Source organism: Caulobacter sp. GW821-FHT11E11 (assembly GCF_058808315.1).
Genome location: NZ_JBXARO010000005.1, coordinates 138,448 through 162,754, shown reverse-complemented (window position 1 = coordinate 162,754; position 24,307 = coordinate 138,448). Strand labels below are relative to the sequence as shown.

Sequence of the window (24,307 nt, the reverse complement as noted above, 5' to 3'; positions counted from 1 at the left end):
GCCGGAGGTAGAGACGTGCATTGCGGCAGTATGCCTGCCTGGTGCGCACTTCCGCTATGGGGGCTGATGTCGGTTCAGAAGCGCGCCGGCAGCGGCAGCTCATCGTTCTCCGGCGACCCCTTCACCGGCTCGGGCGCCTCGATCGCGTGCTTGCTGGGCGGGTCGACGACCGCGCCGAAGCCCAGCAGCCCCGTCGCCAGCAGCAGCGCCGCGTTCTCGCTGGTCTGGCCTTCGTTGGAGGCCCAGGAGCCGTCGTTCTCGCAGGCGTCGACGAAGCACTTGGCCGGCGGGGTCTTGGCGTCGATCAGGACCTTCAGGCGCGGATCGGCGCCCGGCGCGCCGCCGTTGGGGCCGCCGCTGGCCCAGCCGGGCATGACGATCCCCCAGACCCGGCAGGTCCAGTGATAGGGCCGCCGCGTGGCGCGCTCGCCGTGGCCGGTGACGAAGCTGTGGTCCAGGGCGTTGCAGCCCAGCACGTAGTCCAGCAGGCGCTGGGCGGCGCCACGGGCTGAGGTTTCGCCCAGCTCGGCGGCGAACAGGCAGATGACGGCGGTGTTGAGCGCCACCTCCACCGAGCCCCAGCTGTAGGCTTCAGGCCGCAGCGTGAAGCCGTAGGGATCGGCCGCGACGTCGGGCGCGAGAGCCTTGGCCGTCTCGACGATGGCCGCGCGGGCCGTGGCGGCGGCGGCGTTGGCGCTCCGCGCCAGGCTCATCGCGCCGAGCACCTGGGGCGAGGGCCAGAAGAACGGGAAGACGCCGATCGTCTTCAGGGTCTCCGCCGCCCGCACGCCCAGCGACGGGTCGCCCGTGGCCGCCGCCATCTCGCAGGTCGCCCACAGGATCTCCTGGCGAGGGTCGGGATCGGCGTAGTTGACGTCGTCGCGCAGGACCTTGGGGTTGGCCTCCAGCCAGGTCCAGGCGCGCTGGGCGGCGGCGCGGCACCGCGCGGCGAAAGCGGGGTCGAGCGCGGCGAACACCCGGGCCGCCTGCAGGGTCGCGCCGACGAACACGCCCGCGTCCAGGCTGCCGCCCGCCTGGACCGCGCGCGGATGCGGATCGCGCTCGGGCGGCTGGCCCCAGGCATAGACATTGGGGCCGGAGTCGACCTTGTGCAGCACCGAGCCGTCGGGGTTCTGCATCTTCAGCAGCCATTCCAGCCCCCAGCGGGCCTGCTGCAGCAGGTCGGGGAGGTCGGGATAGAGGGGCGTGATCCCCAGCTTCAGTGCGCCAGCCTTGGCGGGGCGCAGGTCGTGCAGCCACATCATCTGGCTGACGCTGATCGCCGCCATGTGGGTCCACTTGCCGAAGTCGCCGGCGTTGTACCAGCCGCCGGTCAGGTCGCGGGTCTGGCCGTCGACGATCAGGGCGGCCTCGTCGCGATGGCCCGCGGCGTGGCGGATCCCGGTCACCGGATCGTCGATCGCCACGCCGGCGCGGATCAGGAAGAAGGCGCGGGCGGCGTCGCGGATCAGCGGTCCGTACAGGCCCTCGGCCACGCCGAACGGGACGGAGGCCGCATCGCCCACCTTCACGCGATAACGACCCGGCGTGGTCAGGGCCGAGAAGTCGCCCGTCCGCACATGCTCGCCGGCGGTGACGGTCAGGTCGTGGACCTTGTCGTCCAGCTTGCCGGTGAAGACGGGCTTGCCCGTCAGGGTTTCGACCGTGAAGGCGCGGGCGGCCGTATCGCCGGGCGCGACGGTCAGCACGAACCGCTTGGCCGCGCTGGGAGCATAGCCCACCTGGTTCAGCTTCGGCCCTGGCGTGGCGGGCGCGGCGTGAGCGCAGCCGGCCTGGGCCGCCGCCAGCAGGCCGATCGCGCCGCCGGCCGCCTGACGGCGGGTGATCCCCTTGCGAGCCTTCGACATGCCGCCTCCCGTATGGTTGGCGAGACGCTAGCGTGCGGGCCTGGTGGAGACAATCTCCGGTGGAGAGTGCGGCTCAGGTCACCGCGAACGTCGCCGCGCCGGCGTCACCGCCGCCCACGACCACCACGCCGTCGCGATGCCGCAGATGCCCGCCGCCCAGCGCCGCGAACGACACGCCCTTGCCGGCCAGGCCGACGCCGCGCTTGAAGCTGGCGCGCTTGGGATCGCCGCCGGCCTTGACGATCTCGACCGCGCCATTGGCCCCGACGGCCAGCACGTGGCCCGGCTTGAGGATCGGCTCCAGCGACACCGTCCCCGCGCCCGCCAGCCCCGGCTTCTGTCGGAACTGGGTGGTCGGCAGCGGGCCCGCGCCCACCACCAGCCGGTCGCCGTCATGGCGCAGGAAACTGCCCGCCCGGTCCAGCGGGGCGAAGCGGTCCGGAACCTCGCCCGCGCCCACCGGCACGCCGAAGTCGGGCGTACCATCCGGCTTGTAGTACAGCCGCTGCACCCGCGTGTGGCGGTTGGGGTCGAACAGGGGATCGCCCTTGATCTCCTTGTAGTCGCGGCCGTGATAGACGAGGACGTCGCGGCCCTGCTCGTCGACGGTGAACGAGTTGTGGCCCGGCCCCCAGATCCCCGTCTCCTCGCAGGTCTTGAACACCGGCTCGGGCGACTTACTCCACACCTCCGGCGACATCAGGTCGGCGTCTTCGTCGGCGCTCAAGAGGCCCAGGCAGTAGCGATCGTCGGTGGCGCTGGCCGAGTAACTGATGAACAGCTTGCCGTTGCGATGCAGCGGGGCGGGGCCCTCGGCGACCTTGAAGCCGCGGATCTCCCAGTCCAGCGTCGGCACGGTCAGGCGCGCGGGCGGCCGGGCCAGGGTATTGGCCGTCTTCAAGGGCGCCAGATAGAGGTTGCTGTTGGTCTTGATGCCCGGCTCGGCCTGGGCCCACAGGATGTAACGCACGCCCTTGTGGCTGAAGACCGTGGAGTCCAGCGTGAAGGTGTCCCACGGCGTCTGGAACTGGCCGACGGCCTCCCAGCGGCCGGTCATCGGGTCCTTGTCCAGGCAACGCAGCACATAGGTGCGGATGTGGAACGGCTCGCCGGAGTCGCCGGCCGCGAAATACATGTGCCAGCGGCCGTCGATCTCGTGCAGCTCGGGCGCCCAGATATAGCCGCCCAGCTTGCCGGTCTTGGGCCGCCGCCAGATCACCGTCTCCTTGGCCGTGGAGAGCCCGGCAAGAGTGGGCGCGCGGCGGATGACCAGGCGGTCGTACTCCGGCACCGAGGCGGTCATGTAGTACAGGCCGTCGTGGTGCTTGAAGATCAGGGCGTCGGCCCGCTGGCGCACCAGCGGGTTCGACGGGGTGACCGGGGAGATGCGGGCGGCGGCGGGGCCGGCTACCGCGAGAGCGCCGGCGCCGGCCAGCATCGTCCGGCGCTTGATATCGAACGTCATGCTCTGGCTCTCCCCGCTTAGTTGAACGAATACCGCAGGCCGACCGCGAAGGTGCGGCTGAGGATGGTCGAGCCGAAATTGTCGGTCGCCGGACCGCCCGCGTCGCCGAAGGCATAGTACGACTGGGCGATCTCGTCGGTCAGGTTCACGGCGTCGAAGCTGACCGACAGGTTGTCGCGCACCTGGTAGTTCAGCTGGAAGTCCAGGCTCTTTTCCGGCTTGCGCCAGATGCCGATCGGGTTTGCGAACAGGGCGGCCTCGTTATTGGCCAGGAAGTCGTCGCGCCACACGTACGACAGGCGCGCGCCGATCTTGCCGCGTTCATAGGCCAGGGTGACGTTGTACGAGAAGTCCGACACGCCGAAGAAGTCGGTGCGTTGCTGGCCGGTGATGGCCCCCGAGGCGTCGGTGGACGGCACGTTCTGCGACGAGCTCAGCTTGGTCAGGCTGGCCTGCACGCCCAGGCCCTTGAGCACGCCGGGCAGGTAGTCGGGGAAGTAGACGAGGCCGACCTCGACGCCCTTCAGCACGCCGTCCGAGGCGTTGACCGGTTGGCTGATCACGAATGAGTTGGTGTTCTGGCCGCTGTTGGCGATGGTCTGGCGGCGGCGCAGCGACACGACCAGCCCGTCGATCTCGCGGCGGAAGGCGGTGGCGTAGAGCGCGCTGCCGGGCGCGAAATACCACTCGGCGGTCAGGTCGAAATTGGTGGCGCGGGTGGCTTCCAGGTCCGGATTGCCGCCTGAGCCCTGGCCGTAACCGACGTTCGTCAGGTCGCCGGTCAGGTTGTAGTTCGGGTTCAGGTCCGTGAAGTTCGGCCGGCGCAGGGTCTTGCCGTAGTTGAAGCGCAGCGTGAAATCGTCGGTCAGGTCATAGCGGACGGTGACGCTGGGCAGCAGGTCGGTGACCTTGGTGGAGTCCAGCTTGCGCGCGCCGGTCAGCTGGTCGTTGAAGGCCATGTCGGTGTCGACGCTGACATACCGCACGCCGGCCTGGGCCTTCAGCGGACGGCCGAAGACCTCCTGCTCGAAATCGGCCTGGACGTAGGCGGCGGTGGTGGCCTCGTCGATCGAGAAGTTCTTGAACAGGCGCAGCTGGTCGGTGGTGCGGAAGGCCGGATTGACCGTCTTGTACAGGGTGCGCAGCTCGCTGGCGTGGTCGCGCAGGTAATAGCCGTTGGCCAGCACCCACGAGGTCGGCACGGCGGCGCGGCCGTCGAAGAAGTCGGAATTGGTGAACTGCAGGCCCTTGTCCAGCGTGCTGAGCGGACGACCCAGGAAGCCTTCCTGGGTGCGCTGGGATTCCGAGGCGCCGCGGAAGTCGTAGCGGCCGCCGAACTTCACCGTCTTCAGCGCGCCCCAGTCGGCGTCATAGGTCCCGTCGAACGACAGGGTGATGGCGTCGCCCTCGTTCTTGTTGGCGTTGTCGTACAGCTGGGCGACGTTCCACTGGGCGGCGTCGGTCAGCAGGGCGTTGTTGTCGAACTTGAACGCCGTCACCCCGTTGCCCGGATTGAAGTCGACCGTGATCGAATTGGCGACGCGGTCGGTGCGCATGGCCAGGAACTGGCTGCTGTACTGGCTGTCCTGGTACGAGAAGTCGGCCGCCAGATGCAGGCGGTCGCCGACCTCCCACTTGCCGTTCAGGGCGTAGACGAAGCTGTCGGTCTTGGCGCTGGTCAGGTCGCCGCTGTTGAAGCCGTAGACCGAGCCGGCGGTGCGGGTCTTGATGATGTTCGTGCCGGGATACAGCGTGTAGGTCGAGGCCGGGTTCGGCCCCAGGGCGCCCCACCAGTCGACGAACGAGAACAGCAGGCTGTTGAAGGTCGTGTTGCGGTAGCCGTCGTAGAAGAACTCGAAGGTGTATTCGCTGCGGTCGTTGGGCGCCCACTGCAGCGCGGCGTTGACGGCGGGACGCTTGCGGTCGCCGTAGAAGTCGCTGGCGAACACCGCGTCGCGGGCCAGCAGGTAGGGCGTGGCGACGCCGTTGACGGTCAGGGTCGAGCCGGCCTTGCTGGGCAGGCCGCTGTTGCTGCCCGGGATCCACAGCTGCTGGCCGGGCGCGCGACCGTCGGTGGGCTGGATGCGTTCCAACGGGGTCCAGCCGGCGGCCGGCGTGGCGGTCATGAACGGCACCAGGGCCCCGGCCGTGACGCTCTGGTCGCGGAACTTGGTGCGGGCGTAGCTGACGCTGAGCAGGGCCCCGACCTCGCCGGCGTTGGTCTGCCAGCGGTTGCTGACCAGGGCGCTCAGGTTGGGGTTAAACTTGTCGGCCTGCTCGTGCCAGATGCCGCGCGCGGCCAGCGAGAAGGCGGGGCCGGAGAAGTCGAACGGCCGGCGGGTCTGGACGTCGACCTGGCCGGCGATGCCGGTCTCGATCTGCTCGGCGGCGCGGGTCTTGTAGACGTCGATGCGCTTGACCAGGTTGGCCGGGATGTCCTGCAGGGCGAACTGGCGGCCCGAGGCGGTGAAGACGTTGCGGCCGTTCCATGTAGTGGTGATGTCGGGCAGGCCGCGGATCGAGATGGCCGTCGCCTCGCCGCCCGAGCGGTTGGTGACCTGCACCCCGGCGATCCGCTGCAGGGCGTCGACGACGTTGTTGTCGGGCAGCTTGCCGATGTCCTCGGCCACGACGGATTCGACGACCTGCGACGACTGGCGCTTCACGGCCAGGCCCTTTTCCAGGCTGGCGCGGATGCCGCGCACGACGACCTCCTCGACCTCGTTGTCAGCGGCTCGGGTGGCGACGGGCGCGTCGCTGGCGGCCTGAGCTTGCGCGGTAGTGGCGGCGCCCAGAAGCAGCGCGGCAGTGGCGCCCGACAGCAGCAGATAGGCGCGCGGAGTCGTGGACCGATTGGTCATTGGTGTTCCCTCCCTGGAAGTCCATGGCCCCCGTCTACGCGGCGGCTTCATTTGTAGTATTGTCGGACAATAAGAGGTTCGACAAGAGGGTTTGCGATGACGATGTGCGGCATGCGTCGAGGAAAGGCGTGCAAACGCTAGCTATGACAGCGCGCGCAACGCAAAGCCTTCTAGTCAGACAAATTGTCCTGACCAGTTGTCTGGCCTCGTGCAAGCCGCCGTAAAGGCGCGCGAACGCTACGGAAACCCGGCGTTTCGGCGGTGTTTCCGGTGCTTCGAAATGGATTTGTCAGGGGATACAAAAGGGTGTCATCCCGGATCGGCCTTCGGCCGTCCGGGATGACACGTTGGTCTAGCTCTTCCGGAAGAACCCGTGGATCCGTTCGGCCAGGGCCTGGCTGACGCCCTCGACCTTGAGCAGGTCCTCGACGCTCGCCCGACCCACGCCCTTGGCCGACCCGAACGCGTGCAGCAACGCTTTCTTCCGCCCCGGGCCGACGCCTTCGATCTCGTCGAGGGGGTTCTTCTTCAGGTCCATGGACCGACGCGTGCGGTGGGCGCCAATGGCGAACCGGTGAGCCTCGTCGCGCAGGCGTTGGAGGTAATACAAAACCGGCGACTTGGGCTCGAGCATGAACGGTGTCTGGCCGGGGATGAAGAAGCGCTCCAACCCGGCGTCGCGGTCAGGACCTTTAGCAACCCCGACGACGGCGATGTCGTCGACACCCAGGTCGGCCATGATCTCTAGCGCCGCGTCCAGCTGGCCCTTGCCGCCGTCGACCAGGACGAGGTCGGGGCGGTTGTCGCTGTCGCCTTCCTCCTCTTCCTTCACCAGGCGGGCGAAGCGGCGCTTCAGCACCTCCTTCATCATGCCGTAGTCGTCGCCGGGGGTGAGCTCGGTGCTCTTGATGTTGAACTTGCGGTACTGGCCTTTCATGAAGCCTTCCGGCCCGGCCACGATCATCCCACCGACAGCATTGGTGCCCTGGATGTGACTGTTGTCGTAGACCTCGATCCGCTCGGGCGGGGCCTCCAGCTTGAAGGCTTCGCAGACCCCGGCCAGCAGCTTGGTTTGGGCCGAGCCCTCGGCCATCTTGCGGCCCAGGGCCTCCTTGGCGTTGGTCAGGGCGTGACCGACGAGATCGGCTTTCTCGCCGCGCTTGGGGACGGCGATCTCGACCTTGCGGCCGCTCTTCACGGCGAAGGCCTCGCTGAGCAGGCTGGCCTCGGCCGGCTCCAGATTGGCCAGGATCAGGCGCGGGATCGGCTTGTCGTCGTAGAATTGGCCGAGGAACGCGGTGAGGATCCGCTGCTCTTCGGTCGAGGTCTCGTCCTCGGATTCGTCGGCCGCCCCGGCGACGCGCGGGAAGTAGGCGCGGTTGCCCCAGTTCTGGCCGGCGCGGAAGAAGAACACCTGCACACAGGCCTGGCCGCCCTCGACGTGCAGGGCCACGACGTCGGCCTCGTCCACGGTCTCGGGATTGATCTGGGTCTCTTGAGCGACGGACGACAGGGCGCGGATGCGGTCGCGCAGGCGGGCGGCGCGTTCGAACTCCAGCTCCTCGGCGGCGGCTTCCATCTCCTTGGCCATCTGGCTCATCACCGCGCGGGACTTCCCTCTTAGGAAAGCCTCGGCCTGGTCGACCAGCGCCTGATAGTCGTCCTTGCCGATCAGGCCGGTGCAGGGGGCGGCGCAGCGCTTGATCTGGTGCAGCATGCAGGGCCGGTCGCGGGCGTCGTAGACGCTGTCGCTGCACGAGCGGAGCAGGAAGGCCTTCTGCAGGGTGTTCAGCGTGCGGTTCACCGCCCAGGCGCTGGCGAACGGCCCGAAATAGTCGCCCTTGATCGTGTGGGCGCCGCGGTGCTTGCGCAGTTGCGGGGCGTCGTGGTCGCGGCGGATGACGATCTCGGGGAAGCTCTTGTCGTCGCGCAGCAGCACGTTGAAACGCGGTTTCAGCTGCTTGATCAGGTTGATCTCGAGCAGCAGGGCGTCGGCTTCGGTGCGGGTGGTGACGAACTCCATCGACCGCGTGGCGTCGACCATGTGGGCGATGCGGTTGGTGTGGAAGCGGCCCTGGGCGTACTGCACGACGCGCTTCTTCAGGCTCTTGGCCTTGCCGACGTACAGCACCTCGTCGGCCTCGCCGATCATGCGGTAGACGCCCGGCGCGTCAGGCAGGCGCGTGACCTCGTCCTTGATCAGGGCGGCGCCGATCAGGCGGGGCGAGGCGTCGGTATCGGAGGTAGTGTCGGTCACGGAGGGAGATATAGGCGAGTCCCGGACGTTCAGCGACGTTCGAGGCTGTGGAAGACGCGGGACAATGTGACCCGCTCGGCATGGATGACGTATCGCAACACATAGCCGGTCGAGCTGAAGCGAACGATCAGCTCTCTCTGGTTGTCACGTATGAGGCGCCCACGCTCGGGAAATTCGGCGAGAGTCTCAGCAGCCGTGAGGATCGTTCGTACCGCGCGTCTGGAGGCGCTTGGCGCGCGCGCCGCTAGCCAGGCGCGCAGATAATCGATGTCTCGGCGGGCAGCCGTCGAGATTTCGACTGTTCTCATCCAGCGTTTCTTGGGCGGGGTTCAGGCGGGGGGAGTTCGTTTTCCGTGTCCCACGACTCTACCCAGCGGATGACGTCCTCCAAGGGGATGCCACCGTTGCGTTCAGTCTCGTCCGCGATGCGCTGGACCTCATCCCAATATGCTTCGTTGTCCTCGAAGCCGGGGCGTTCCACGAAGTCGCTTTCTGGGAGGCTGCCAGCGAGCGTCGGATCGATCTTGGTGGGCAGATTACCAGCCATGTTCCCATGATGTTCCAATCCCGGTTTGTCGTCAACGCGCTCCGGCGCTATGACGCCGCCCATGACCACGCGCTCGCTCTTCGTCACCCCGCTCTATGAAGCCTCCCTCGCCGGCGAGAAGGATTTCGAGACCTTTGTCGACGAGCTGCACGACGCCTGCATCGCCATCGCCGAAGACGACGAGGCCGGCCAGGCCTGGGCCTATAACAAGGGCTATCTGGGCTACACCTCCTACGCCTCGCTGAACGACCTGCCGCAGCGCGACAGCCTGTTCGCGGACCTGAAGAAGAAGCTCGACAAACACGCGGCCGCCTTCGCCAAGGCCCTGCATTTCGACCTGGGCGCGGGCAAGCTGGTGATGGACAGCTTCTGGATCAACATCCTGGAGCCGGGCGGCCAGCACAGCGGCCACATCCACCCCCACAGCGTCATCTCCGGCACGGTCTATGTCACCATCCCGCCGGGCGCCTCGGCCCTGAAGTTCGAGGATCCGCGCCTGCCGATGATGATGGCCGCGCCCACCCGCGACGGCGAGGCGCCTGAGGGGCTGCAGCCATTCGTCTACGTCCAGCCCTCGCCGGGCACGGTGCTGCTGTGGGAGAGCTGGCTGCGCCACGAGGTGACGCCGAACCAGGCCGACGAGCAGCGCATCAGCATCAGCTTCAACTACGCCTGGCGCTAAGGTCGAGGCTGACAAACGGAGCCTTGAGCGCCTTTTGTTAAGCTGGGAAACTTGACCGGAGGGTCGTGGGTTCAGGTCTCGAAGGAGACCTGCATGGCTCAAGCCCCAGATCATGCCCCAGACCATTCCGGCGACGCCCTCGTCATCCAGAAGGTCCAGCCGTTCGGTCAGGGCGGTATCGTCCTGACGACGCCCTCGCTCGATCGGGACGGCCGGCTGGAGGACCGCCACTCGGCCTATCACGAGAACCGCTCGCCGCCGCTGGTGTGGACGCCGGTGGAGCACGTGGCCGCCTACGCCATCGTGGTCGAGGATCCCGACGCCCCGCGCGAGCATCCGTTCGTGCATTGGCTGATCTGGAACATCCCCGCCGAGGCCACCAGCCTGCCCGAGGGCCTGCCGAACGAGGCCAGCCTGGGCCTGATCGGCGACGCCACCCAAGGCGTTAACGGCGCGGGCAAGATCGGCTGGTACGGGCCGCGCCCGCCGCCGGGACACGGCCTGCACCGCTATCACTTCCAGATCTTCGCCCTGGCCGAGCGGCTGACCTTCGGGCCCAACGTGCCGCTCGAGACCCTGGTCAGCGCCCTGAAGGGCGACACCCTGGCCGACGGCCTGCTGGTGGCGACCTACGAGGCGCCGGAAACGCAGTAGGGTCTACGGACCGCAGGTCCAGGTTCCCTCGATGACCCGCTTGGCGCCGTCGGCGCGGTTGTAGCTCAGGGTGGCGGGGTAGGCCGGGGACTCGCCGCCTCCGGTCGCCTTACCGGTGATGGCGATCTTGATGGTCTTGCCCTGGCCGCTGAAGGTCGCGCCGTTGACCATGGCGTCGTAGCCGCCAGGCGTGACGATGCGCTCGACATAGGACCCGACCTTGACCAAGCCTTGGGCGGCGTCCTTGGAGGCCACGAAACCCGTCGCGTAGAGCAGTTGATCGGCGCCGCTGTTGAAGCTGCAGCCCAGTTCGCCCTTCAGGTCATTGGCCTCGAAGTCGGGGCGGGTCAGGCCCGACAGCTGGATCTGCGAGCCGTCGCCGCCGACCGTGCCCCCATTTGGCGCGCCATCGTTCGGCGCGGCCGTGACCGGCGCCGGAGCGGCCGGCGTCACGGCCGGGGTGCGCACCTCGTCGGGCGCGGCCGGGGCGGCGGGCTGGTCCTCGGTCTTCTGTTGCGAGCAGGCGGTAAAGGCCAAGGCGACGAGGGCCAAGGTCGCGGCGCGACGGATCATACGGCGTCTCCCTTTGTTGCGGGGGAGCCTAGACGGTCGCCGGCTCGCCCGCTACCGCACTCGCCTTCCAGCCCTTCTCCAGGGTCCAGGCGGCGATGGCCAGCCACAGCAGGCCCAGGAAGGCATGGCCGCGCTGCCAGTAGCCGACGTCGTAGCCGGTGCGGATGTTCCACACGCCGGTGAGCAGGGCGAAGACCAGCAGCAGCCCCAGGAACCAGCCCAGCGAGAAGTGCGCCAGCCGCCGATAGCCCGGCTTGCCCCACAGGGCCCAGGCGGTGAACAGCGGCGCGAACTGGATGGCCAGGCCCACGCCGCAGGCCCGGTGCATCTCGTCGGGCCAGTGGAAGAGGCCGGCGAACACCGCGCCCAGGCCCGTCAGGGCCACGAACAGGCCGGCGAAGGCCGAGACCCGCCGCCGGCCACCGGCTTCTTCCAGCGCGTGGGCGAAGCCGGCGCCGGCCAGCAGGCCCGCGATGCCGGCGATGATCATGCCGATGTTGAACACCTCGGGCAGGGGGGCCTTGGGGCCGCCCAACTCGCTGATGAACTGGGCGCCGGCGTCGAAGCCGGGGAACAATCGCTGGGCCAGCCAGACGTCGGCCACCATGATGGCCGGCGCGATCACGCCGATCTTCAGGAAGGCGCCGGTGCGGACGGTCAACGCGAGGGATCCGAGGTCACAAAAGAAGAGGGCGGCAGAATCCCTTCCGCCGCCCTCCGGGTCAACACTGCTTTGAAGCGAAGCTTACTTCGCCGTCGACGGATGGCCCGCCGGGGCGAAGGTGCCGCCGAAGAAGTCGCCCTTCTTCCAGACCGGACGCGCCGGCTGGTTGGCCAGTTCGCGGGCGATTTCGTAGTTCACCAGGGCGAACTTGGCGGCCGCCTGGTAGTCGATCGGCTGGTTCAGGTCGTCGCCCGGGTGGTGGTAGTTGGTCTTCAGGAAGGTGGTGAAGGCCTTCTCGCCGCCGTTCTGGAAGCCGGTCATCAGGAACACCGAAGGGATGCCCTGCTCGACGAAGCGGTAGTGGTCCGAGCGGGTGAACAGGCCTTCGTCCGGCATCGGATCACCGGAAAGCGCCACGCCCACGCGGCCGGCGGCGTGCTTGACGGCCTCGCCCACGGTCGAGCGGTCGGCGCCGAACGCGATCACGTCGGTGAACGGGTACAGCAGCACCGGCATGTCCAGGTTCACGTCGGCGGCGATGTTCGCCTTCGGCACGGTCGGGTTGTTGGCGAAGTAGTCCGAGCCGACCAGGCCCTTCTCTTCACCGGTCACGGCCAGCAGGATGATCGAGCGCTTGGGACGCAGCTTGGTGTTCTTGAAGCCGCGGGCGACCTCCAGCAGCGTGGCGATGCCCGAGGCGTTGTCGAGGGCGCCGTTGTTGATGCGGTCCTCGCCCGGCTTGGCGTTGTCCTTGATGCCGATGTGATCGAGGTGCGCCGACAGGATGATGGTCTGGGCCTTCAGCGTCGGGTCCGAACCCTCGATGACGCCGACGACGTTGCTGCTCTCGCGCTTCTCGATCTCGGTCTTCAGCGTGATCTTGACCTTGCCGGGCAGGGCGAAGCCCTTGATCGCGCCGGCCGGGGTCTCGGCCTGTTCCAGGACGGTCGCCAGCGGCGTGGCCGAGCCGGCGAACAGCTTCTCGGCGCCGGTCAGGCTGATCGTGGCCAGCGACGGAGCCGAGGGCGCGCGGATGGCGCCGACGTCCTGGGCGTTGCGCCAGATCACCCGCCACTCCTTCATGCCCGCCAGGCCGCGCGCGAACGGACGGCGCTTTTCGCTGCTGGTGGTCGGGATGATCAGCACGCCGATCGCGCCGCGCTTGGCGGCCTCCACGCGCTTGGTGTTGGGGTTGCTGAAGTGGGCGCGTTCCTCGGTCTGGATCGAGGTCGGGGCGCCGGTCAGCATGACGACGATCTTGCCCTTCACGTCCAGGCCCGCGTAGTCGTCGCGACCGCGCGAGGGATCGACGACGCCAAAGCCGGCGAACACCAGCGGAGCCTCGACATTGACGTCGGCGGCCTGGGCCTGCGAGCCCGGCAGGTAGTCTTCACCGTACTTCAGGGCGACGGCCTGGCCGTCGGCGCCGGTGACGCTGATCGCGCCGTCGGTGGCCGGGCGGTGGGCCAGCAGCGGCACGTGCTGCAGGTAGCTGCCCTTGTCGCCGGCCGGCTTGACGCCCAGCAGGGCGTATTGAGCGGCGACATAGTTGGCGGCGATGTCGTAGCCGCGGGTGCCGGCCTCGCGGCCTTCCATGGCGTCGTCGGCCAGGAAGGTCATGTGGGCCTTGATGGCCTCGGCCGACGGCGTGAAGTCCGAAGCCGGAGCCGCCTTCTTGGCGGCGGCCGGAGCCGGCTTGGCCGGGGTGGCGGCCAGGACCGGTTGCGCGGCCATGAGCAGGGCGGCGCTGGCGAGCGCGGCGCGACGCGTAAACGACATGTGTGGAGGAGCCTCTTGAAAGGCGAGCCGCCCCCGGCCCGCATAGGGGGCGAACCATGTCGGGGCTGTGACAGCTTGTCGAGACGCGCGCGCCTGAACGTTTTGTAATGTTGGGCAGGATTTCCCGCCGCTAACGGTGTTCTCGCAACAGGGCTCGCGCGGCGGGCCAGGGCAAGGCGGGCAACGGCCCCGGCCGGTTCGGTTAGCGGCAGATTCACCCTGTTGGCGACCCCGATTTGGGTCCCCGAAACATGGTTAACCCGCGTAAAAAATTATGACCAAGGTATGAATTTTACCATTTTTGGTTGCATCCTCTTAACCCAACCGGCGGGATAACCAACGTCAAGAACGGCAACTCCCCTGGGGAATTTCCAATGCAGGCAATCTCGATCGCAGCCTCCGGCATGATGGCGGCCGCCGACCGTCTCCACGCTTCCGCCCAGCGGGTCGCGGCGTCGGACGCCTCGGCCGAGCGCGCCCAGACCCTGGGTGATGTCGACTACGTCAACGAGCGGGTCCAGCAGATCGGCGCCGCCACCGACTTCAAGGCCAATGCGGCGGTGCTCCGCACGGCCGACGAAATGACTGGAGCCCTGCTCAACCTCAAGGTCTGAGCCGGTTCCTGAGTGCGGCCAGGCCGCGCTCCCACGAAGTTAGAGCCCGGTCAGCCGAGGCGGCTTCTGCCGCAGCGGAAGGGCTCTAGCGGCCGGACGCCCAAAGCGCGCCCCCCTTGCAGCGGGCGTTCGGCAGCCGCCTCCCGCTTTGCCCCCTAGTCTTGCGGGAGGCGGCCCCCACTTTTTTCGGGGTCGATTAATCTCCGGGCTGTAGATCTCCGTCGATGTTTCCGGAGGTTGAATTGCGCCGCCTCGCCTTCGCCTTGCTCGCGTTTCTGGTCTTGCCGTTGTTCGGATGCGAAGGGCGGTCGGATCACCGCGTCGACCTCGCCGTGCCGCACATCGCCCAGGAGACCCTGCTGTGCGTGCCGACCTCGGCGGCCATGGTGCTGGCCTTCTACGGTGACCGCCAGGAGCCCCGTCGGCTGAAGGCCCTGTCGCGGGGCCGGGCCTATGATCCCGCCGCGCCTTTCGACGACTTCACCATCACCCTGTTCGCCGACATGAAGCGCGGCTTGGCCAGCCAAGGTTACGCCTGGAGCGACGCGGGTTTCCCCGATACGGCCGAGGGTTATGCGGCGGGGCTGAAGGTGATCGAGGACGAGCTGCGCCAGGGGCGGCCGGTGCTGGTCGACATCACCGCCGGCGGCGTGGGCCATACGCTGGTGGTCAGCGGTTTCGACGACCGCGCGCGGCAGCTGTTCATGGTCGATCCCGCCCAGCCGGCGCCGGGCGAGGTCACGATCGGCTACGACGACTTCGCGACCTTCTGGAACGAGCACGCCTATGGCGGCCAGTTCCGCGCGCTGATGAAGACCGCGCCGAAGGGGTAGGGGTCTACCGCTCGAACTTCGCCAGTTCGGTGTCGCGCCACCAGGCGTCGGCGCGGTAGGCGGGCGGGGCCAGGAAGTCGACCGGGGGCATCTCGTCGACCGGAAAGGCGCCCACGGCCTCGAGCGCGTCGAACCACTCGTCGCGCAGGGACGGCGGCAGGCGCTGGCCTGAGAGCGGGCAGTGGTTCAGCACATAGGCGGAAACGCCGTCGGCGTTGGGGATCGTGAACTCGCGCAGGGCCGGTTCGTAATAGACGACCGCGCCGTCGGCGATCGCGTCGAACAGTTCGGGAAACAGCGCGTAGTCGTGGAGCGCGCGCAAGCGTTCGGGGGCGGTGTTGGGTTCGATGCTTTCGATCCCGAACACCGCCGCCGGTTCCTTATTTCGCCTTGTCCATCAGGCCGGCGAAGCGTTCGAACAGGTAAAGGCTGTCCGTCGGGCCGGGCGAGGCTTCCGGGTGGTGCTGCACCGAGAACACCGGCTTGTCGGCCAGCTGGATGCCGGCGTTGGTGCCGTCGAACAGCGAGACGTGGGTCTCTTGCACCGGGGCCGGCAGGCTCTCGCTGTCCACGGTGAAGCCGTGGTTCATCGAGACGATCTCGACCTTGCCGGTGGTCAGGTCCTTGACCGGATGATTGGCGCCATGGTGGCCCTGTTCCATTTTCACGGTCTTGGCGCCCAGCGCCAGGGCCAGCATCTGGTGGCCCAGGCAGATGCCGAAGACCGGCTTGCCGCTCTGCACCAGCTTCTGGATCTCGGGCACGGCGTAGGCGCCGGTCGCGGCCGGGTCGCCGGGGCCGTTGCTCAGCAGCACGCCGTCCGGGTTGCGGGCCAGGATGTCCTCGGCCGAAGTGTTGGCCGGCACCACCGTGGCGCGGGCGCCGACATGGGCCAGGGCGCGCAGGATGTTGCGCTTCACGCCGTAGTCGATGACGACCACTTCGTACTTGGGCGTGTCCAGCTTGGCGTAGCCGGCCGGCCACGACCACAGGCCCTCGTCCCAGGTGAAGGTCTGGGTGGTCGAGGCGTCCTTGGCCAGGTCCAGGCCTTCCAGGCCGGCCCAGGCCTTGGCCTTGGCGACCAGGGCGTCGAGGTCGAACTTGCCGTCCGGCGAATGGGCGATGACGCCGTGCGGCATGCCGGTCTCGCGGATCTTGCGGGTCAGGGCGCGGGTGTCGATCCCGGCCAGGCCGATGACGCCGCGGTTCTTCATCCAGCTGTCGAAGTCGCTGCCGGCCCGCCAGTTGGCGTGGTCGGTCGGGACGTCGCGGAACAGCGCGCCGCGGGCGGCGGTCTCGGCCACGCCGGTGATCTGCTCGACGTCCTCGACGTTCGTGCCGACGTTACCGATGTGCGGGAAGGTGAAGGCGACGATCTGGGCCATGTAGGACGGGTCGGTCAGGATCTCCTGATAGCCCGTCATGGCGGTGTTGAAGCACACCTCGCCGACCGCGTCGCCGACCGCGCCGCAGCCCACGCCTTGCAGGATGGTGCCGTCGGCCAGGGCCAGAACGCCGGTAACGCCGGGGAGAAGGTCTTGGGACATCTCGGGAGCGCTCCTAACGCGTGTTGGCGGGTATCCATTTTTGCAAAAAAGCGGGCGAGGTGTAACCCCGGCCCGCCGCGCAAACGGCGCGGTGTCTAGGGGGTATGGGGGAGGGGGTCAACCCCTGCTGATCACGCGGATTTCGCTTGGCTCCACATTCCCGTGATCTGCGAACGCGCACCCTCGCGCGGGGGGCTGAAAAGCCCTTATGGTAGAAGGCTTCCAGGCAAACAGAACAGACGAACACGGGAGGACGGACCCATGCTCGAACTGCGCCCGAATTGCGAGTGCTGTGACGCCAACCTGCCGCCCGACAGCGACGCGGCCCGAATCTGCACCTTCGAACACACCTTCTGCGCCGATTGCGCGGATGCGCGGTTCGATACGGCGTGCCCGGATTGCGGCGGCGGGCTGGTGGCGCGGCCGATACGGCCGGAGAGCCAGCTGCATCGGTACCCGGCGTCGCTGCGACGGGTGAACCGGGGGCATCGGTATACGGTGCGCCGGCCAGAGGATGAGCGGCCGGCGGGCTGGGCTTAGGGGGGCTCAGCGCCCCCTCCGTCTCGCTGCGTATCCGTAGCGATCAACCTCCCCCGTTTCGCATGGGAGGAGGAAGCTGTTCTTTCCTGCCCCGCTTGCGGGGGAGGTGGCGCGGCGCCGATAGGCGACGTGACGGAGGGGGCGCTGCTAACCGCGTCTGCTCCGCGCCAGATCCAGGCACGTGTTCCAGATCCCATCTGCCACGCCGGTTGGATCGCGCATCACCTCATCCGCCGGATAGCGCACGACCTTAAGGCCACGCTCCGCCATCCACGCATCCCGCCGTTCATCCCGCTCCGGCCGGTCGCCCATGTTGTGGCCCCAGCCGTCGATCTCGATCACCAGCCGGGCGTCGGCGCAGTAGAAGTCGGCGATGTAAGGGCCGATGGGGTGTTGGCGGCGGATGCGCGGGGCGTCCGGATGGCGCGTGCGTAGGCGGGTCCAGAGGATGGCTTCGGGCGGGGTTAGGGTTCTGCGGAGGGGCTTGGCTTGCGTGTGGGTTTTTGAATTTGACCGCATGGGTTGAGTTTAGCGCTTTTGCGCCCCCTCCGTCACGCTGCGTATCCGCATCGCGCCACCTCCCCCGCAAGCGGGGCAGGAGGTCGGTTTCCTCCTCCCTCGTGAAACGGGGGAGGTGCCCCGGAGGGACGGAGGGGGCGCTCTGCAGCTTCAATATCAGCGCTGCCATTGGTCTGACGTTCTTGTCTGAGTAATTGACGCGGCGTGCGCCACTTTGCGCCCTGCCAGACCCCTCAACCCTTGAAGGTCTATCCAGTCCCTCCGCCTGGTCTCCTCCGACCATTCCCCAATGTTCGCGCGAACATTCGCCCGGAAACCCAAATTTTCCCCTGCGAGACCCTGCCGCTGCCCCCGCACAGCGTGGCGCCCGCGCCGCAGCTGCGCTTCAAAGGTCCGACGCGCCATCGTCGATAAGGTCTGACCACCTTGACCTGAGAGGACTTACCTCGTAACGCTGTTCATTGTGACCGCTACCACCGCCGTGTGGGGCGTGAACGTTGGCATGGGAAGGCCAGCGGACCCCACGGCGGCAACGAACAAGTGCGCAGAGCACCGTCTCTTAGGGGAGAAACATGCCGTCCATCCGACACCACGCCTCCGCCCGTCGTCTGGCCCTCGTCGCCGCGACGTGTCTGACCACCTTCGTCACGACCCAAGCGGCCCATGCCCAAACCGCACCCGCCTCCGACACCGTCGAGGAAGTGGTCGTCACGGGCTTCCGCAAGTCGCTGACCGACTCGACCAACGCCAAGCGTGACAGCGTCGCCTTCACCGACTCGGTGTTCGCCGAGGACATCGGCAAGTTCCCTGACCTGAACATCGCCGAGTCGCTGAACCGGATCCCCGGCGTGCAGCTGACCCGCGAGATCAACGGCGAAGGCCTGAACGTCGCCATTCGCGGCCTGGGCACCAACTTCACCAAGATCCTGCTGAACGGCGCGCAGGCCGCCGTCGCCTCGTCGGGCCGCACCGACGGCCAGAACCAGAACCGCGAAGTCGATCTGGACCTCTATCCGACCGAGCTGTTCACCCGCCTGGACGTGTCCAAGACCCCGACCGCCGGTCAGGTCGAGGGCGGCGTCGCCGGCGTGGTCAACATGCGCAGCGCCCGTCCGTTCGACTACAAGGTCGGCCAGCAACTGGTCTATTCGGTCCAGGGCGGCAAGAACTCGGAAGACGACGGCCTGTCCAAGCGCGGCTCGCTGCTGGCCAGCAAGACCTTCGAGACCGCGGCCGGCGAATTCGGCATCCTGGTCGGCGGCGCCTGGGCCCGCAACAAGTCCACCACCGAGGGCTTCGAGACGATCGGCTGGACCAACGCCAACATGACCTGCACGGGCTGTAACGTCACGGCGGGCAACGGCTTCAACTGGGCCGGCACCGTGCCGGTCGGCGTGAGCGGCAATGGCCTGACCCCCGGCCAGACAGTCGACAACGCCCTGCTGGCCTCGCTGAACCCGGGCACCACCCTGGCCCAGCTGTCCGACGCGCAGCTGCCGCGCCTGGGCCGGGACTCGTGGAGCTCGGGCGAGCGCAACCGCAACAGCTACATCGCCTCGCTGCAGTACCGCCCGAACGACAATCTCGATATCTACCTCGACACGATGTACTCGGAAGCGCATCGCGAGTTCGAGCGCATCGACATGAACTGGTCGGTGCGGAACAGCAACTTCATGGTCCCGGTGGGCGTGAAGGTCGACGGCAACAACGTCGTCACCGAAGGCACCTTCCTCAACTCGCAGTTCTTCCTCGAGTACCGCCCGTACAAGGAAGACGTCGAGGTCCTGAACGTGAACCCCGGCTTCAGCTGGAAGGCCAACGACTGGATCAAGGTCGACGGCCAGGTGAACTGGAGCCGCTCGGTCTTCTTCCGCGAAGCCCCCACGGTGCTGTTCAACAGCCCGCTGAACACCGGCCTGAACGTCACCTACAAGAACGACGGCAATAAGCCCTCGATCGTCGCGTCCAAGAGCCTGAACGACCCGAACCTGGGCTGGACCTGGGCCGGCGGCCGCGTGAACGTGCAGAACGAAAAGCGCGTCACCTTCACCAAGGGCGCCCACTTCGACGTCACGTTCGGCGAAGACAAGAACATCAACTTCAAGGTCGGCGCGGCCTATGACGACGTCGGTCGCCGCATCACGGCCATCGACAACTCGGGCCGCTGGCAGACCTTCACCTGCGGCGGCGGCGGCGTCACCCCGCAGAGCCCGGCCCCGTCGCCGACCCCGGCCTGCGACGGCCGGGCCGGCTCGGCCGTCACCTCGGCCACTCTGGCCAGCTTCATCAAGGCCGGCCCGATCGGCTTCGTGACGCTGGATAAGGACAAGTTCTTCGCGGCCACCAACTACGACGCGTTCAACGCGGCCGCGCCGTTCTCGTCCTCGGCCGCCACGGGCGCGGCCTCGGGCTATATCCGCGAGAAGACCTCGGGCGCCTATATCGAGATGAACGGCGTGGCCCAGATCATGGACCGCGACCTGCGCTTCAACGCCGGCGTCCGCTACTACGACACCGAGCAGACGATCGAAGGCCCGCAGACCGTCAATGGCGTGCTCTCGTTCCTGCAGCGCACGACCAAGTACGACGGCATGCTGCCCTCGTTCAACGCCGCCTTCGACCTGAGCGACAGCATCGTGCTGCGGGCCAGCGCCTCGCGGTCGATGACCCGTCCCAACCCGTCGGCCATGCTGCCGGGCACGGTGTTCTCGGATCCCTCGGCCCAGCAGGCCACGCAGGGCAATCCCAGCCTGCAGCCCTACTTCTCGAACAACTTCGACCTGGGCGGCGAATGGTACACCGGCGGCGCCGGCTATGTGGGCGTCGCTTTGTTCCGCAAGGAGCTGACCGGCTTCACCATCAACGGCAACAACACCATCCCGTTCGCCCAGCTGGGCGTGCCGTATGACCAGCTGACCAACCTGCAGCAGCAGGCCATCACCAACCGCGGCGGCCCGAACGCGGCCACCGTGACGGTGACCCAGCAGGTCAACGCCGACGGCGTGCTGACCATCCTGGGCCAGGAAGTCACCTGGGTTCAGCCGCTGGACTTCGTGCTGAAGGGCTCGGGCTTCACCGCCAACGCCACCCACGTCGAGCAGAACCCGCGCGGCAACGGCGCCCCGGCCCAGGCCGTCGGCATCTCGCCGTGGACCTACAACATCACCGGCTACTACGAAGACCACGGCGCGACGGTCCGGCTGTCGTACGTCTGGAACGACGCCCAGATCTCGTCGGGCAACAACCAGAACGGCATCCCGTTCGCGACCCTGAACACCGAGGCCCGCGGTCAGTTCGACCTGTCGGCCAGCTACCAGTTCAAGAACCTGCCGACCCAGCCGCGCATCACCCTGGATGTCATCAACATCACCAAGGAAGAGCAGCGCAGCAACTTCTACTGGGACAACGCCATGTTCACCCAGTACCAGCCGGGCCGCCAGATCATCCTGGGCATCCGGGGCAAGTTCTAGGACTTCACCACCTCAGTTCCCTCTACCCGCCGGTCAGCGTTCCCTAGACCGGCGGGGTTCTTTTCCACCCCAAATTCGCGTCCGGGATCCTAGTCTGCCTCCCCCCGTACGCGGTCTTCGCGGCGTGCCTTCCCACCGAAGGCGCGCCGTTTTTTTGGGGCCTCAGGACAATCTGTCGCGGTTTCATGACTGTGGCGGAATCTGGGCGTTAACCAGCAGGGGCGCAGGGTTGGATCTGCAAGGAGCCACCCCATGACCCACCTCGACCCCGCTGCCGCCAAGTTCGCCGCGATGTCCGCCAAGTTCGCCCTCGGCGTCGGCGAGACGGTGCTGAACCTGGCTCTGTCGGCGGCCGTCCCGGTCAGCATCGTGGTCTTCGTGGCGCTGACCTTCTAAGGCGCGCCGAGCCGGCTCAGCCGACTTTTTCCCATCGCTAGAACCCAGGCCCTACAAGGGTTTGGATTTTAATTATCGCGAAATATGTTGTCGCGATATCTTTTTCTCTGGACAAGCGGATCGCCCTGGGTTTATCCATTTCGTTATCGCGATAAGCATTATTGCAAATTGAAACCGAGGGAGATCCAAATGACTCAGTTCCGCACCCTGATCGCGTCCGCCGCCGCCCTGACCCTGGCCGCCGGCTTCGTTCCCGCTAACGCCGCCCCGAAGGCCGTGAAGAACGTCGTCCTGGTCCACGGCGCCTTCGCCGACGGCTCGGGCTGGGCCGGCGTCTACAAGATCCTCAAGAAGGACGGTTACACCGTCACCATCGTCCAGAACCCGACCACCTCGCTGGCCGACGACGTCACCGTCACCAAGCGCGCCCTGGCCCAGCAGGACGGCCCGGCCATCCTGGTCGGCCACTCGTATGGCGGCGTGGTGATCTCGGAAGCCGGGACCGACGCCAAGGTCGCGGGCCTGGTCTATGTCGCCGCCTTCGCGCCGGACGCCGGCGAGTCGATCGCCACGCTCACCGCCAACCCGGTCCCGGGCGCGCCGCTCCCGCCGATCCTGCCGCCGCAGGATGGTTTCGTGTCGCTGGACCGCGCCAAGTTCGCCGCCGCCTTCGCCGCCGATGTCGATCCCGCGCAGGCCGCCTTCATGGCCGACAGCCAGGTGCCGTGGAGCATCAAGGCCGTCAGCGGCGCGGTCACCCAGCCGGCCTGGAAGGTCAAGCCCAGCTACTATCTGCTCGCCACCGAAGACCTGATGATCCCGCCCGTCGCCCAGCGCGCCCAGGCTGTTCGCGCCGGGGCCAAGATCACCGAGGTCGCCGGCAGCCACGCCGTCTTCATCTCCAAGCCGGAAGCGGTGGCCAAGCTGATCGAGCAGGCCGCCGAGGCCGCCTCCGCGAAGTAAGCGAACCGCTCGGAATGAAGCCCCGGAACGCCTGGCGTCCCGGGGCCTGTCCGCGTCTAGAGGTCGCCTCGGCCGCGCAGTCGCGACCAGTGATCGGTGTCCGACGCCTCATCCTGGAGCGCCCCGTCAAGGTGGACGAGGATCCGCGCGGCGCCGAACACCATCAGCCAGGCCAGCGCGAAGAACCGGATCAGGTCGGCGTGGAGCGGCGCATGGGCCGCCCAGGCCGCCAGGCCGGCGAACCCGCCAAGGCCGGCGAGCATCAGGACCAACAGAAGGCGGCGATGGGCGGGGCGTTTGGCGGGCATGGGCTGGTGATAGCGCCGGGCCGCATAAGGGCGCTGTTCGGAAAGGCGGCCTGCGGCGTAAGCGCCGCATAAGCTTCGAGACGGCGCTCTAAGGCTGGCGTTCTGCGCCCGCCCGCGTTAGCAGACCGCCCATGATCCGCCTCGACAACATCTCCAAGCAGAACGGCCACCAGCTCCTGTTCATCGACGCCTCGATGGGCGTCCAAAAGGGCGAAAAGGCCGGGCTGGTCGGCCCCAACGGCGCCGGCAAGACGACGCTTTTCCGCATGATCACCGGCCAGGAGCAGCCCGACGACGGGCTGGTCGTGATCGATCCCGGCATGAAGATCGGCTATTTCAGCCAGGACGTCGGCGAGATGTCGGGCCAGAGCGCGGTCGCCGCGGTGATGGACGGCGTCGGTCCCGTCAGCGCGCTGGCCGCCGAGATGGCCACGCTGGAAGCGGCCATGGTCGATCCGGACCAGGCCGACCAGCTGGACACCGTCATGGAGCGCTATGGCGAGGTGCTGGAGCGCTTCCAGGAGCTGGACGGCTATGCGCTGGAAGCGCGGGCGCGTGAGGTTCTGGCCGGCTTGAGCTTCAGCCAGGAGCGCATGGACGGCGACGTCGGCCAGCTGTCCGGCGGCTGGAAGATGCGCGTGGCCCTGGCCCGCATCCTGCTGATGCGGCCCGACGGCATGCTGCTGGACGAACCGTCCAACCACTTGGACCTGGAAAGCCTGATCTGGCTGGAGGCCTTCCTCAAGAACTACGAGGGCGCCCTGCTCATGACGTCGCACGACCGCGCGTTCATGAACCGCATCATCGGCAAGGTGATCGAGATCGACGGCGGCCAGCTGATCACCTATTCGGGCGACCTGGACTTCTACGACCAGCAGCGCGCGCTGGGCGAGGCGCAGCGCCAGGCGCAGTACGAGCGCCAGCAGGCGATGCTGGCCAAGGAAATCAAGTTCATCGAGAAGTTCAAGGCGCGCGCCTCGCACGCCGCCCAGGTGCAGAGCCGGGTCAAGAAGCTCGACAAGATCGACCGCGTCGAGGCCCCGCGTCGCCGCCAGGCGGTGCAGTTCGAGTTCCAGACCCCGGCGCGGTCGGGCGAGGACGTGATCAGCCTGCGGGGCGTCCACAAGGGTTATGGCGACAAGCCGATCTATGAGGCCCTGGACTTCCTGGTGCGCCGCAAGGAGCGCTGGTGCGTGCTGGGCGCCAACGGCGCCGGCAAGTCGACGCTGCTGAAGCTGGTGGCCGGCGACACCAAGCCCGACCAGGGCGCGGTCCACATCGGCGCCAGCGTCAAGATGGGCTATTTCGCCCAGCACTCGATGGACCTGCTGGAAGGCGAAGAGACGATCTTCGAATCCCTGGAGCGCTCGTTCCCGCAAGCCGGGCAGGGCGCGCTGCGCACCCTGGCGGGGTGCTTCGGCTTCTCGGGCGACGACGTCGAAAAGCCCTGCCGCGTCCTGTCGGGCGGCGAGAAGGCGCGTCTGGTCATGGCCAAGATGCTGTTCGATCCGCCGAATCTGCTGGTGCTCGACGAACCGACCAACCACTTGGACATGGCGACCAAGGAGATGCTGGTCGCGGCCCTGGCGGACTTCGAGGGCACCATGCTCTTCGTCTCGCACGACCGCCACTTCCTGGGCGCGCTGAGCAACCGCGTGCTGGAACTGACGCCCGAGGGCGTCCACCAGTACGGCGGCGGCTATACCGAATATGTCGCCCGCACCGGCCAGGAAGCGCCGGGCCTGCACCCGGGCGGGTAGCGGCCCG

Annotated in this window: 21 protein-coding genes and 4 pseudogenes; 11 read left to right on the top strand and 14 right to left on the bottom strand. The window is 67.6% G+C overall.

Annotated features, from left to right (window positions below; genetic code table 11):
• Nucleotides 1–74: 74 nt before the first annotated feature.
• The 6 genes from AC1RR5_RS14005 to AC1RR5_RS13980 all read right to left on the bottom strand — a co-directional run bounded on the left by AC1RR5_RS14005 (nucleotide 75) and on the right by AC1RR5_RS13980 (nucleotide 9,061).
• The gene (locus AC1RR5_RS14005; RefSeq protein ID WP_492922250.1) at nucleotides 75–1,868 is read right to left on the bottom strand and encodes a glycoside hydrolase family 9 protein; all 1,794 of its coding nucleotides are present in this window, start codon (nucleotides 1,866–1,868) and stop codon (nucleotides 75–77) included.
• 73 nt (nucleotides 1,869–1,941) lie between these two features.
• Nucleotides 1,942–3,333, bottom strand: a complete 1,392-nt coding sequence (locus tag AC1RR5_RS14000) for a family 43 glycosylhydrolase (protein ID WP_492922249.1) — start codon at nucleotides 3,331–3,333, stop codon at nucleotides 1,942–1,944.
• Nucleotides 3,334–3,350: 17 nt separating this feature from the next.
• Nucleotides 3,351–6,194 (bottom strand): TonB-dependent receptor, encoded by a 2,844-nt coding sequence (locus tag AC1RR5_RS13995; RefSeq protein WP_492922248.1) that lies wholly within the window; start codon nucleotides 6,192–6,194, stop codon nucleotides 3,351–3,353.
• Nucleotides 6,195–6,546: 352 nt separating this feature from the next.
• On the bottom strand, nucleotides 6,547–8,451 hold the full coding sequence (gene uvrC, locus AC1RR5_RS13990; protein ID WP_492922247.1) for an excinuclease ABC subunit UvrC: 1,905 nt from the start codon (nucleotides 8,449–8,451) through the stop codon (nucleotides 6,547–6,549).
• Nucleotides 8,452–8,480: 29 nt separating this feature from the next.
• A complete protein-coding gene (locus AC1RR5_RS13985) occupies nucleotides 8,481–8,759 on the bottom strand; it encodes a type II toxin-antitoxin system RelE/ParE family toxin (RefSeq protein ID WP_492922246.1) in 279 nt (92 codons plus the stop codon).
• Nucleotides 8,756–9,061 carry an antitoxin gene (locus tag AC1RR5_RS13980; RefSeq protein WP_492922650.1) on the bottom strand — a complete coding sequence of 102 codons (306 nt, stop codon included), beginning with the start codon at nucleotides 9,059–9,061 and terminating at the stop codon, nucleotides 8,756–8,758. Before AC1RR5_RS13980 ends, AC1RR5_RS13985 begins: the two co-directional genes overlap by 4 nt.
• Between AC1RR5_RS13980 and AC1RR5_RS13975 the strand changes: the two genes are divergently transcribed.
• Nucleotides 9,060–9,680 carry a TIGR02466 family protein gene (locus AC1RR5_RS13975; protein WP_492922245.1) on the top strand — a complete coding sequence of 207 codons (621 nt, stop codon included), beginning with the start codon at nucleotides 9,060–9,062 and terminating at the stop codon, nucleotides 9,678–9,680. The two genes, AC1RR5_RS13980 and AC1RR5_RS13975, sit on opposite strands and share 2 nt — an antisense overlap.
• 93 nt (nucleotides 9,681–9,773) lie before the next feature.
• The gene (locus AC1RR5_RS13970) at nucleotides 9,774–10,334 is read left to right on the top strand and encodes a YbhB/YbcL family Raf kinase inhibitor-like protein (protein ID WP_492922244.1); all 561 of its coding nucleotides are present in this window, start codon (nucleotides 9,774–9,776) and stop codon (nucleotides 10,332–10,334) included.
• Nucleotides 10,335–10,337: 3 nt separating this feature from the next.
• Here the strand turns inward: AC1RR5_RS13970 and AC1RR5_RS13965 are convergent, their stop codons facing one another.
• From AC1RR5_RS13965 to AC1RR5_RS13955, 3 genes and pseudogenes are all read right to left on the bottom strand, one after another.
• Entirely contained in the window at nucleotides 10,338–10,907 is a 570-nt protein-coding gene (locus tag AC1RR5_RS13965) for a hypothetical protein (protein WP_492922243.1), read from the bottom strand.
• A gap of 28 nt (nucleotides 10,908–10,935) precedes the next feature.
• A pseudogene (locus tag AC1RR5_RS13960) lies at nucleotides 10,936–11,633 on the bottom strand (DUF998 domain-containing protein).
• Between the two features lie 19 nt (nucleotides 11,634–11,652).
• On the bottom strand, nucleotides 11,653–13,350 hold the full coding sequence (locus tag AC1RR5_RS13955) for a M28 family peptidase (RefSeq protein ID WP_492922242.1): 1,698 nt from the start codon (nucleotides 13,348–13,350) through the stop codon (nucleotides 11,653–11,655).
• Between the two features lie 374 nt (nucleotides 13,351–13,724).
• Here AC1RR5_RS13955 and AC1RR5_RS13950 point away from each other — a divergent pair, with 374 nt between their 5' ends.
• From AC1RR5_RS13950 to AC1RR5_RS13940, 3 genes and pseudogenes are all read left to right on the top strand, one after another.
• Nucleotides 13,725–13,964, top strand: coding sequence for a flagellar basal body rod C-terminal domain-containing protein (locus AC1RR5_RS13950; RefSeq protein ID WP_492922241.1), 240 nt, complete (start codon nucleotides 13,725–13,727; stop codon nucleotides 13,962–13,964).
• Between the two features lie 116 nt (nucleotides 13,965–14,080).
• Nucleotides 14,081–14,149: pseudogene (locus tag AC1RR5_RS13945) on the top strand (endonuclease domain-containing protein); the annotation flags it as partial.
• 57 nt (nucleotides 14,150–14,206) lie between these two features.
• Nucleotides 14,207–14,797, top strand: a complete 591-nt coding sequence (locus tag AC1RR5_RS13940; RefSeq protein WP_492922240.1) for a C39 family peptidase — start codon at nucleotides 14,207–14,209, stop codon at nucleotides 14,795–14,797.
• Nucleotides 14,798–14,801: 4 nt separating this feature from the next.
• On the opposite strand, the gene AC1RR5_RS13935 is transcribed toward AC1RR5_RS13940, so the two are convergent.
• Complete coding sequence (locus tag AC1RR5_RS13935; protein ID WP_492922239.1) at nucleotides 14,802–15,164, bottom strand: DUF6980 family protein; 363 nt, start codon at nucleotides 15,162–15,164, stop codon at nucleotides 14,802–14,804.
• Between the two features lie 13 nt (nucleotides 15,165–15,177).
• Nucleotides 15,178–16,344: a glutamine-hydrolyzing carbamoyl-phosphate synthase small subunit gene (carA, locus tag AC1RR5_RS13930; RefSeq protein WP_492922238.1), complete on the bottom strand. Its 1,167-nt coding sequence runs from the start codon at nucleotides 16,342–16,344 to the stop codon at nucleotides 15,178–15,180.
• A 261-nt stretch (nucleotides 16,345–16,605) separates the two neighbouring features.
• On the opposite strand from carA, the gene AC1RR5_RS13925 reads away from it, so the two are divergent.
• On the top strand, nucleotides 16,606–16,884 hold the full coding sequence (locus AC1RR5_RS13925; protein ID WP_492922237.1) for a DUF1272 domain-containing protein: 279 nt from the start codon (nucleotides 16,606–16,608) through the stop codon (nucleotides 16,882–16,884).
• Here AC1RR5_RS13925 and AC1RR5_RS13920 read toward each other — a convergent pair.
• A pseudogene (locus tag AC1RR5_RS13920) lies at nucleotides 16,881–17,027 on the bottom strand (hypothetical protein); the annotation flags it as partial. The gene AC1RR5_RS13925 and the pseudogene AC1RR5_RS13920 overlap by 4 nt on opposite strands.
• A gap of 4 nt (nucleotides 17,028–17,031) precedes the next feature.
• A complete protein-coding gene (locus AC1RR5_RS13915) occupies nucleotides 17,032–17,403 on the bottom strand; it encodes an endonuclease domain-containing protein (RefSeq protein ID WP_492922236.1) in 372 nt (123 codons plus the stop codon).
• A gap of 22 nt (nucleotides 17,404–17,425) precedes the next feature.
• Between AC1RR5_RS13915 and AC1RR5_RS13910 the strand changes: the two are divergent.
• The 4 genes and pseudogenes from AC1RR5_RS13910 to AC1RR5_RS13895 form a co-directional block, all read left to right on the top strand.
• Nucleotides 17,426–17,593, top strand: a pseudogene (locus AC1RR5_RS13910) (hypothetical protein); the annotation flags it as partial.
• Between the two features lie 382 nt (nucleotides 17,594–17,975).
• Nucleotides 17,976–20,873 (top strand): TonB-dependent receptor, encoded by a 2,898-nt coding sequence (locus AC1RR5_RS13905; protein WP_492922235.1) that lies wholly within the window; start codon nucleotides 17,976–17,978, stop codon nucleotides 20,871–20,873.
• Nucleotides 20,874–21,125: 252 nt separating this feature from the next.
• Nucleotides 21,126–21,269, top strand: coding sequence for a hypothetical protein (locus AC1RR5_RS13900; protein ID WP_492922234.1), 144 nt, complete (start codon nucleotides 21,126–21,128; stop codon nucleotides 21,267–21,269).
• Nucleotides 21,270–21,458: 189 nt separating this feature from the next.
• The gene (locus AC1RR5_RS13895; RefSeq protein WP_492922233.1) at nucleotides 21,459–22,232 is read left to right on the top strand and encodes an alpha/beta hydrolase; all 774 of its coding nucleotides are present in this window, start codon (nucleotides 21,459–21,461) and stop codon (nucleotides 22,230–22,232) included.
• A gap of 56 nt (nucleotides 22,233–22,288) precedes the next feature.
• On the opposite strand, the gene AC1RR5_RS13890 is transcribed toward AC1RR5_RS13895, so the two are convergent.
• Nucleotides 22,289–22,540 carry a hypothetical protein gene (locus AC1RR5_RS13890; RefSeq protein WP_492922232.1) on the bottom strand — a complete coding sequence of 84 codons (252 nt, stop codon included), beginning with the start codon at nucleotides 22,538–22,540 and terminating at the stop codon, nucleotides 22,289–22,291.
• Between the two features lie 131 nt (nucleotides 22,541–22,671).
• Here AC1RR5_RS13890 and AC1RR5_RS13885 point away from each other — a divergent pair, with 131 nt between their 5' ends.
• Entirely contained in the window at nucleotides 22,672–24,300 is a 1,629-nt protein-coding gene (locus AC1RR5_RS13885) for an ABC-F family ATP-binding cassette domain-containing protein (RefSeq protein ID WP_492922231.1), read from the top strand.
• Nucleotides 24,301–24,307 lie beyond the last annotated feature (7 nt).

Coding starts and splice junctions, on each gene's coding strand:
- AC1RR5_RS13965 (WP_492922243.1), bottom strand. CDS start 10,907: ATGATCCGTCGCGCCGCGACCTTGGCCCTCGTCGCCTTGGCCTTTACC.
- AC1RR5_RS13985 (WP_492922246.1), bottom strand. CDS start 8,759: ATGAGAACAGTCGAAATCTCGACGGCTGCCCGCCGAGACATCGATTAT.
- AC1RR5_RS13885 (WP_492922231.1), top strand. CDS start 22,672: ATGATCCGCCTCGACAACATCTCCAAGCAGAACGGCCACCAGCTCCTG.
- AC1RR5_RS13970 (WP_492922244.1), top strand. CDS start 9,774: ATGGCTCAAGCCCCAGATCATGCCCCAGACCATTCCGGCGACGCCCTC.
- AC1RR5_RS13925 (WP_492922237.1), top strand. CDS start 16,606: ATGCTCGAACTGCGCCCGAATTGCGAGTGCTGTGACGCCAACCTGCCG.
- AC1RR5_RS13905 (WP_492922235.1), top strand. CDS start 17,976: ATGCCGTCCATCCGACACCACGCCTCCGCCCGTCGTCTGGCCCTCGTC.
- AC1RR5_RS14005 (WP_492922250.1), bottom strand. CDS start 1,868: ATGTCGAAGGCTCGCAAGGGGATCACCCGCCGTCAGGCGGCCGGCGGC.
- AC1RR5_RS13950 (WP_492922241.1), top strand. CDS start 13,725: ATGCAGGCAATCTCGATCGCAGCCTCCGGCATGATGGCGGCCGCCGAC.
- AC1RR5_RS13890 (WP_492922232.1), bottom strand. CDS start 22,540: ATGCCCGCCAAACGCCCCGCCCATCGCCGCCTTCTGTTGGTCCTGATG.
- AC1RR5_RS13975 (WP_492922245.1), top strand. CDS start 9,060: ATGACCACGCGCTCGCTCTTCGTCACCCCGCTCTATGAAGCCTCCCTC.
- AC1RR5_RS13900 (WP_492922234.1), top strand. CDS start 21,126: ATGACCCACCTCGACCCCGCTGCCGCCAAGTTCGCCGCGATGTCCGCC.
- AC1RR5_RS13955 (WP_492922242.1), bottom strand. CDS start 13,350: ATGTCGTTTACGCGTCGCGCCGCGCTCGCCAGCGCCGCCCTGCTCATG.
- AC1RR5_RS13895 (WP_492922233.1), top strand. CDS start 21,459: ATGACTCAGTTCCGCACCCTGATCGCGTCCGCCGCCGCCCTGACCCTG.
- AC1RR5_RS14000 (WP_492922249.1), bottom strand. CDS start 3,333: ATGACGTTCGATATCAAGCGCCGGACGATGCTGGCCGGCGCCGGCGCT.
- carA (WP_492922238.1), bottom strand. CDS start 16,344: ATGTCCCAAGACCTTCTCCCCGGCGTTACCGGCGTTCTGGCCCTGGCC.
- AC1RR5_RS13995 (WP_492922248.1), bottom strand. CDS start 6,194: ATGACCAATCGGTCCACGACTCCGCGCGCCTATCTGCTGCTGTCGGGC.
- AC1RR5_RS13980 (WP_492922650.1), bottom strand. CDS start 9,061: ATGGGCGGCGTCATAGCGCCGGAGCGCGTTGACGACAAACCGGGATTG.
- AC1RR5_RS13915 (WP_492922236.1), bottom strand. CDS start 17,403: ATGCGGTCAAATTCAAAAACCCACACGCAAGCCAAGCCCCTCCGCAGA.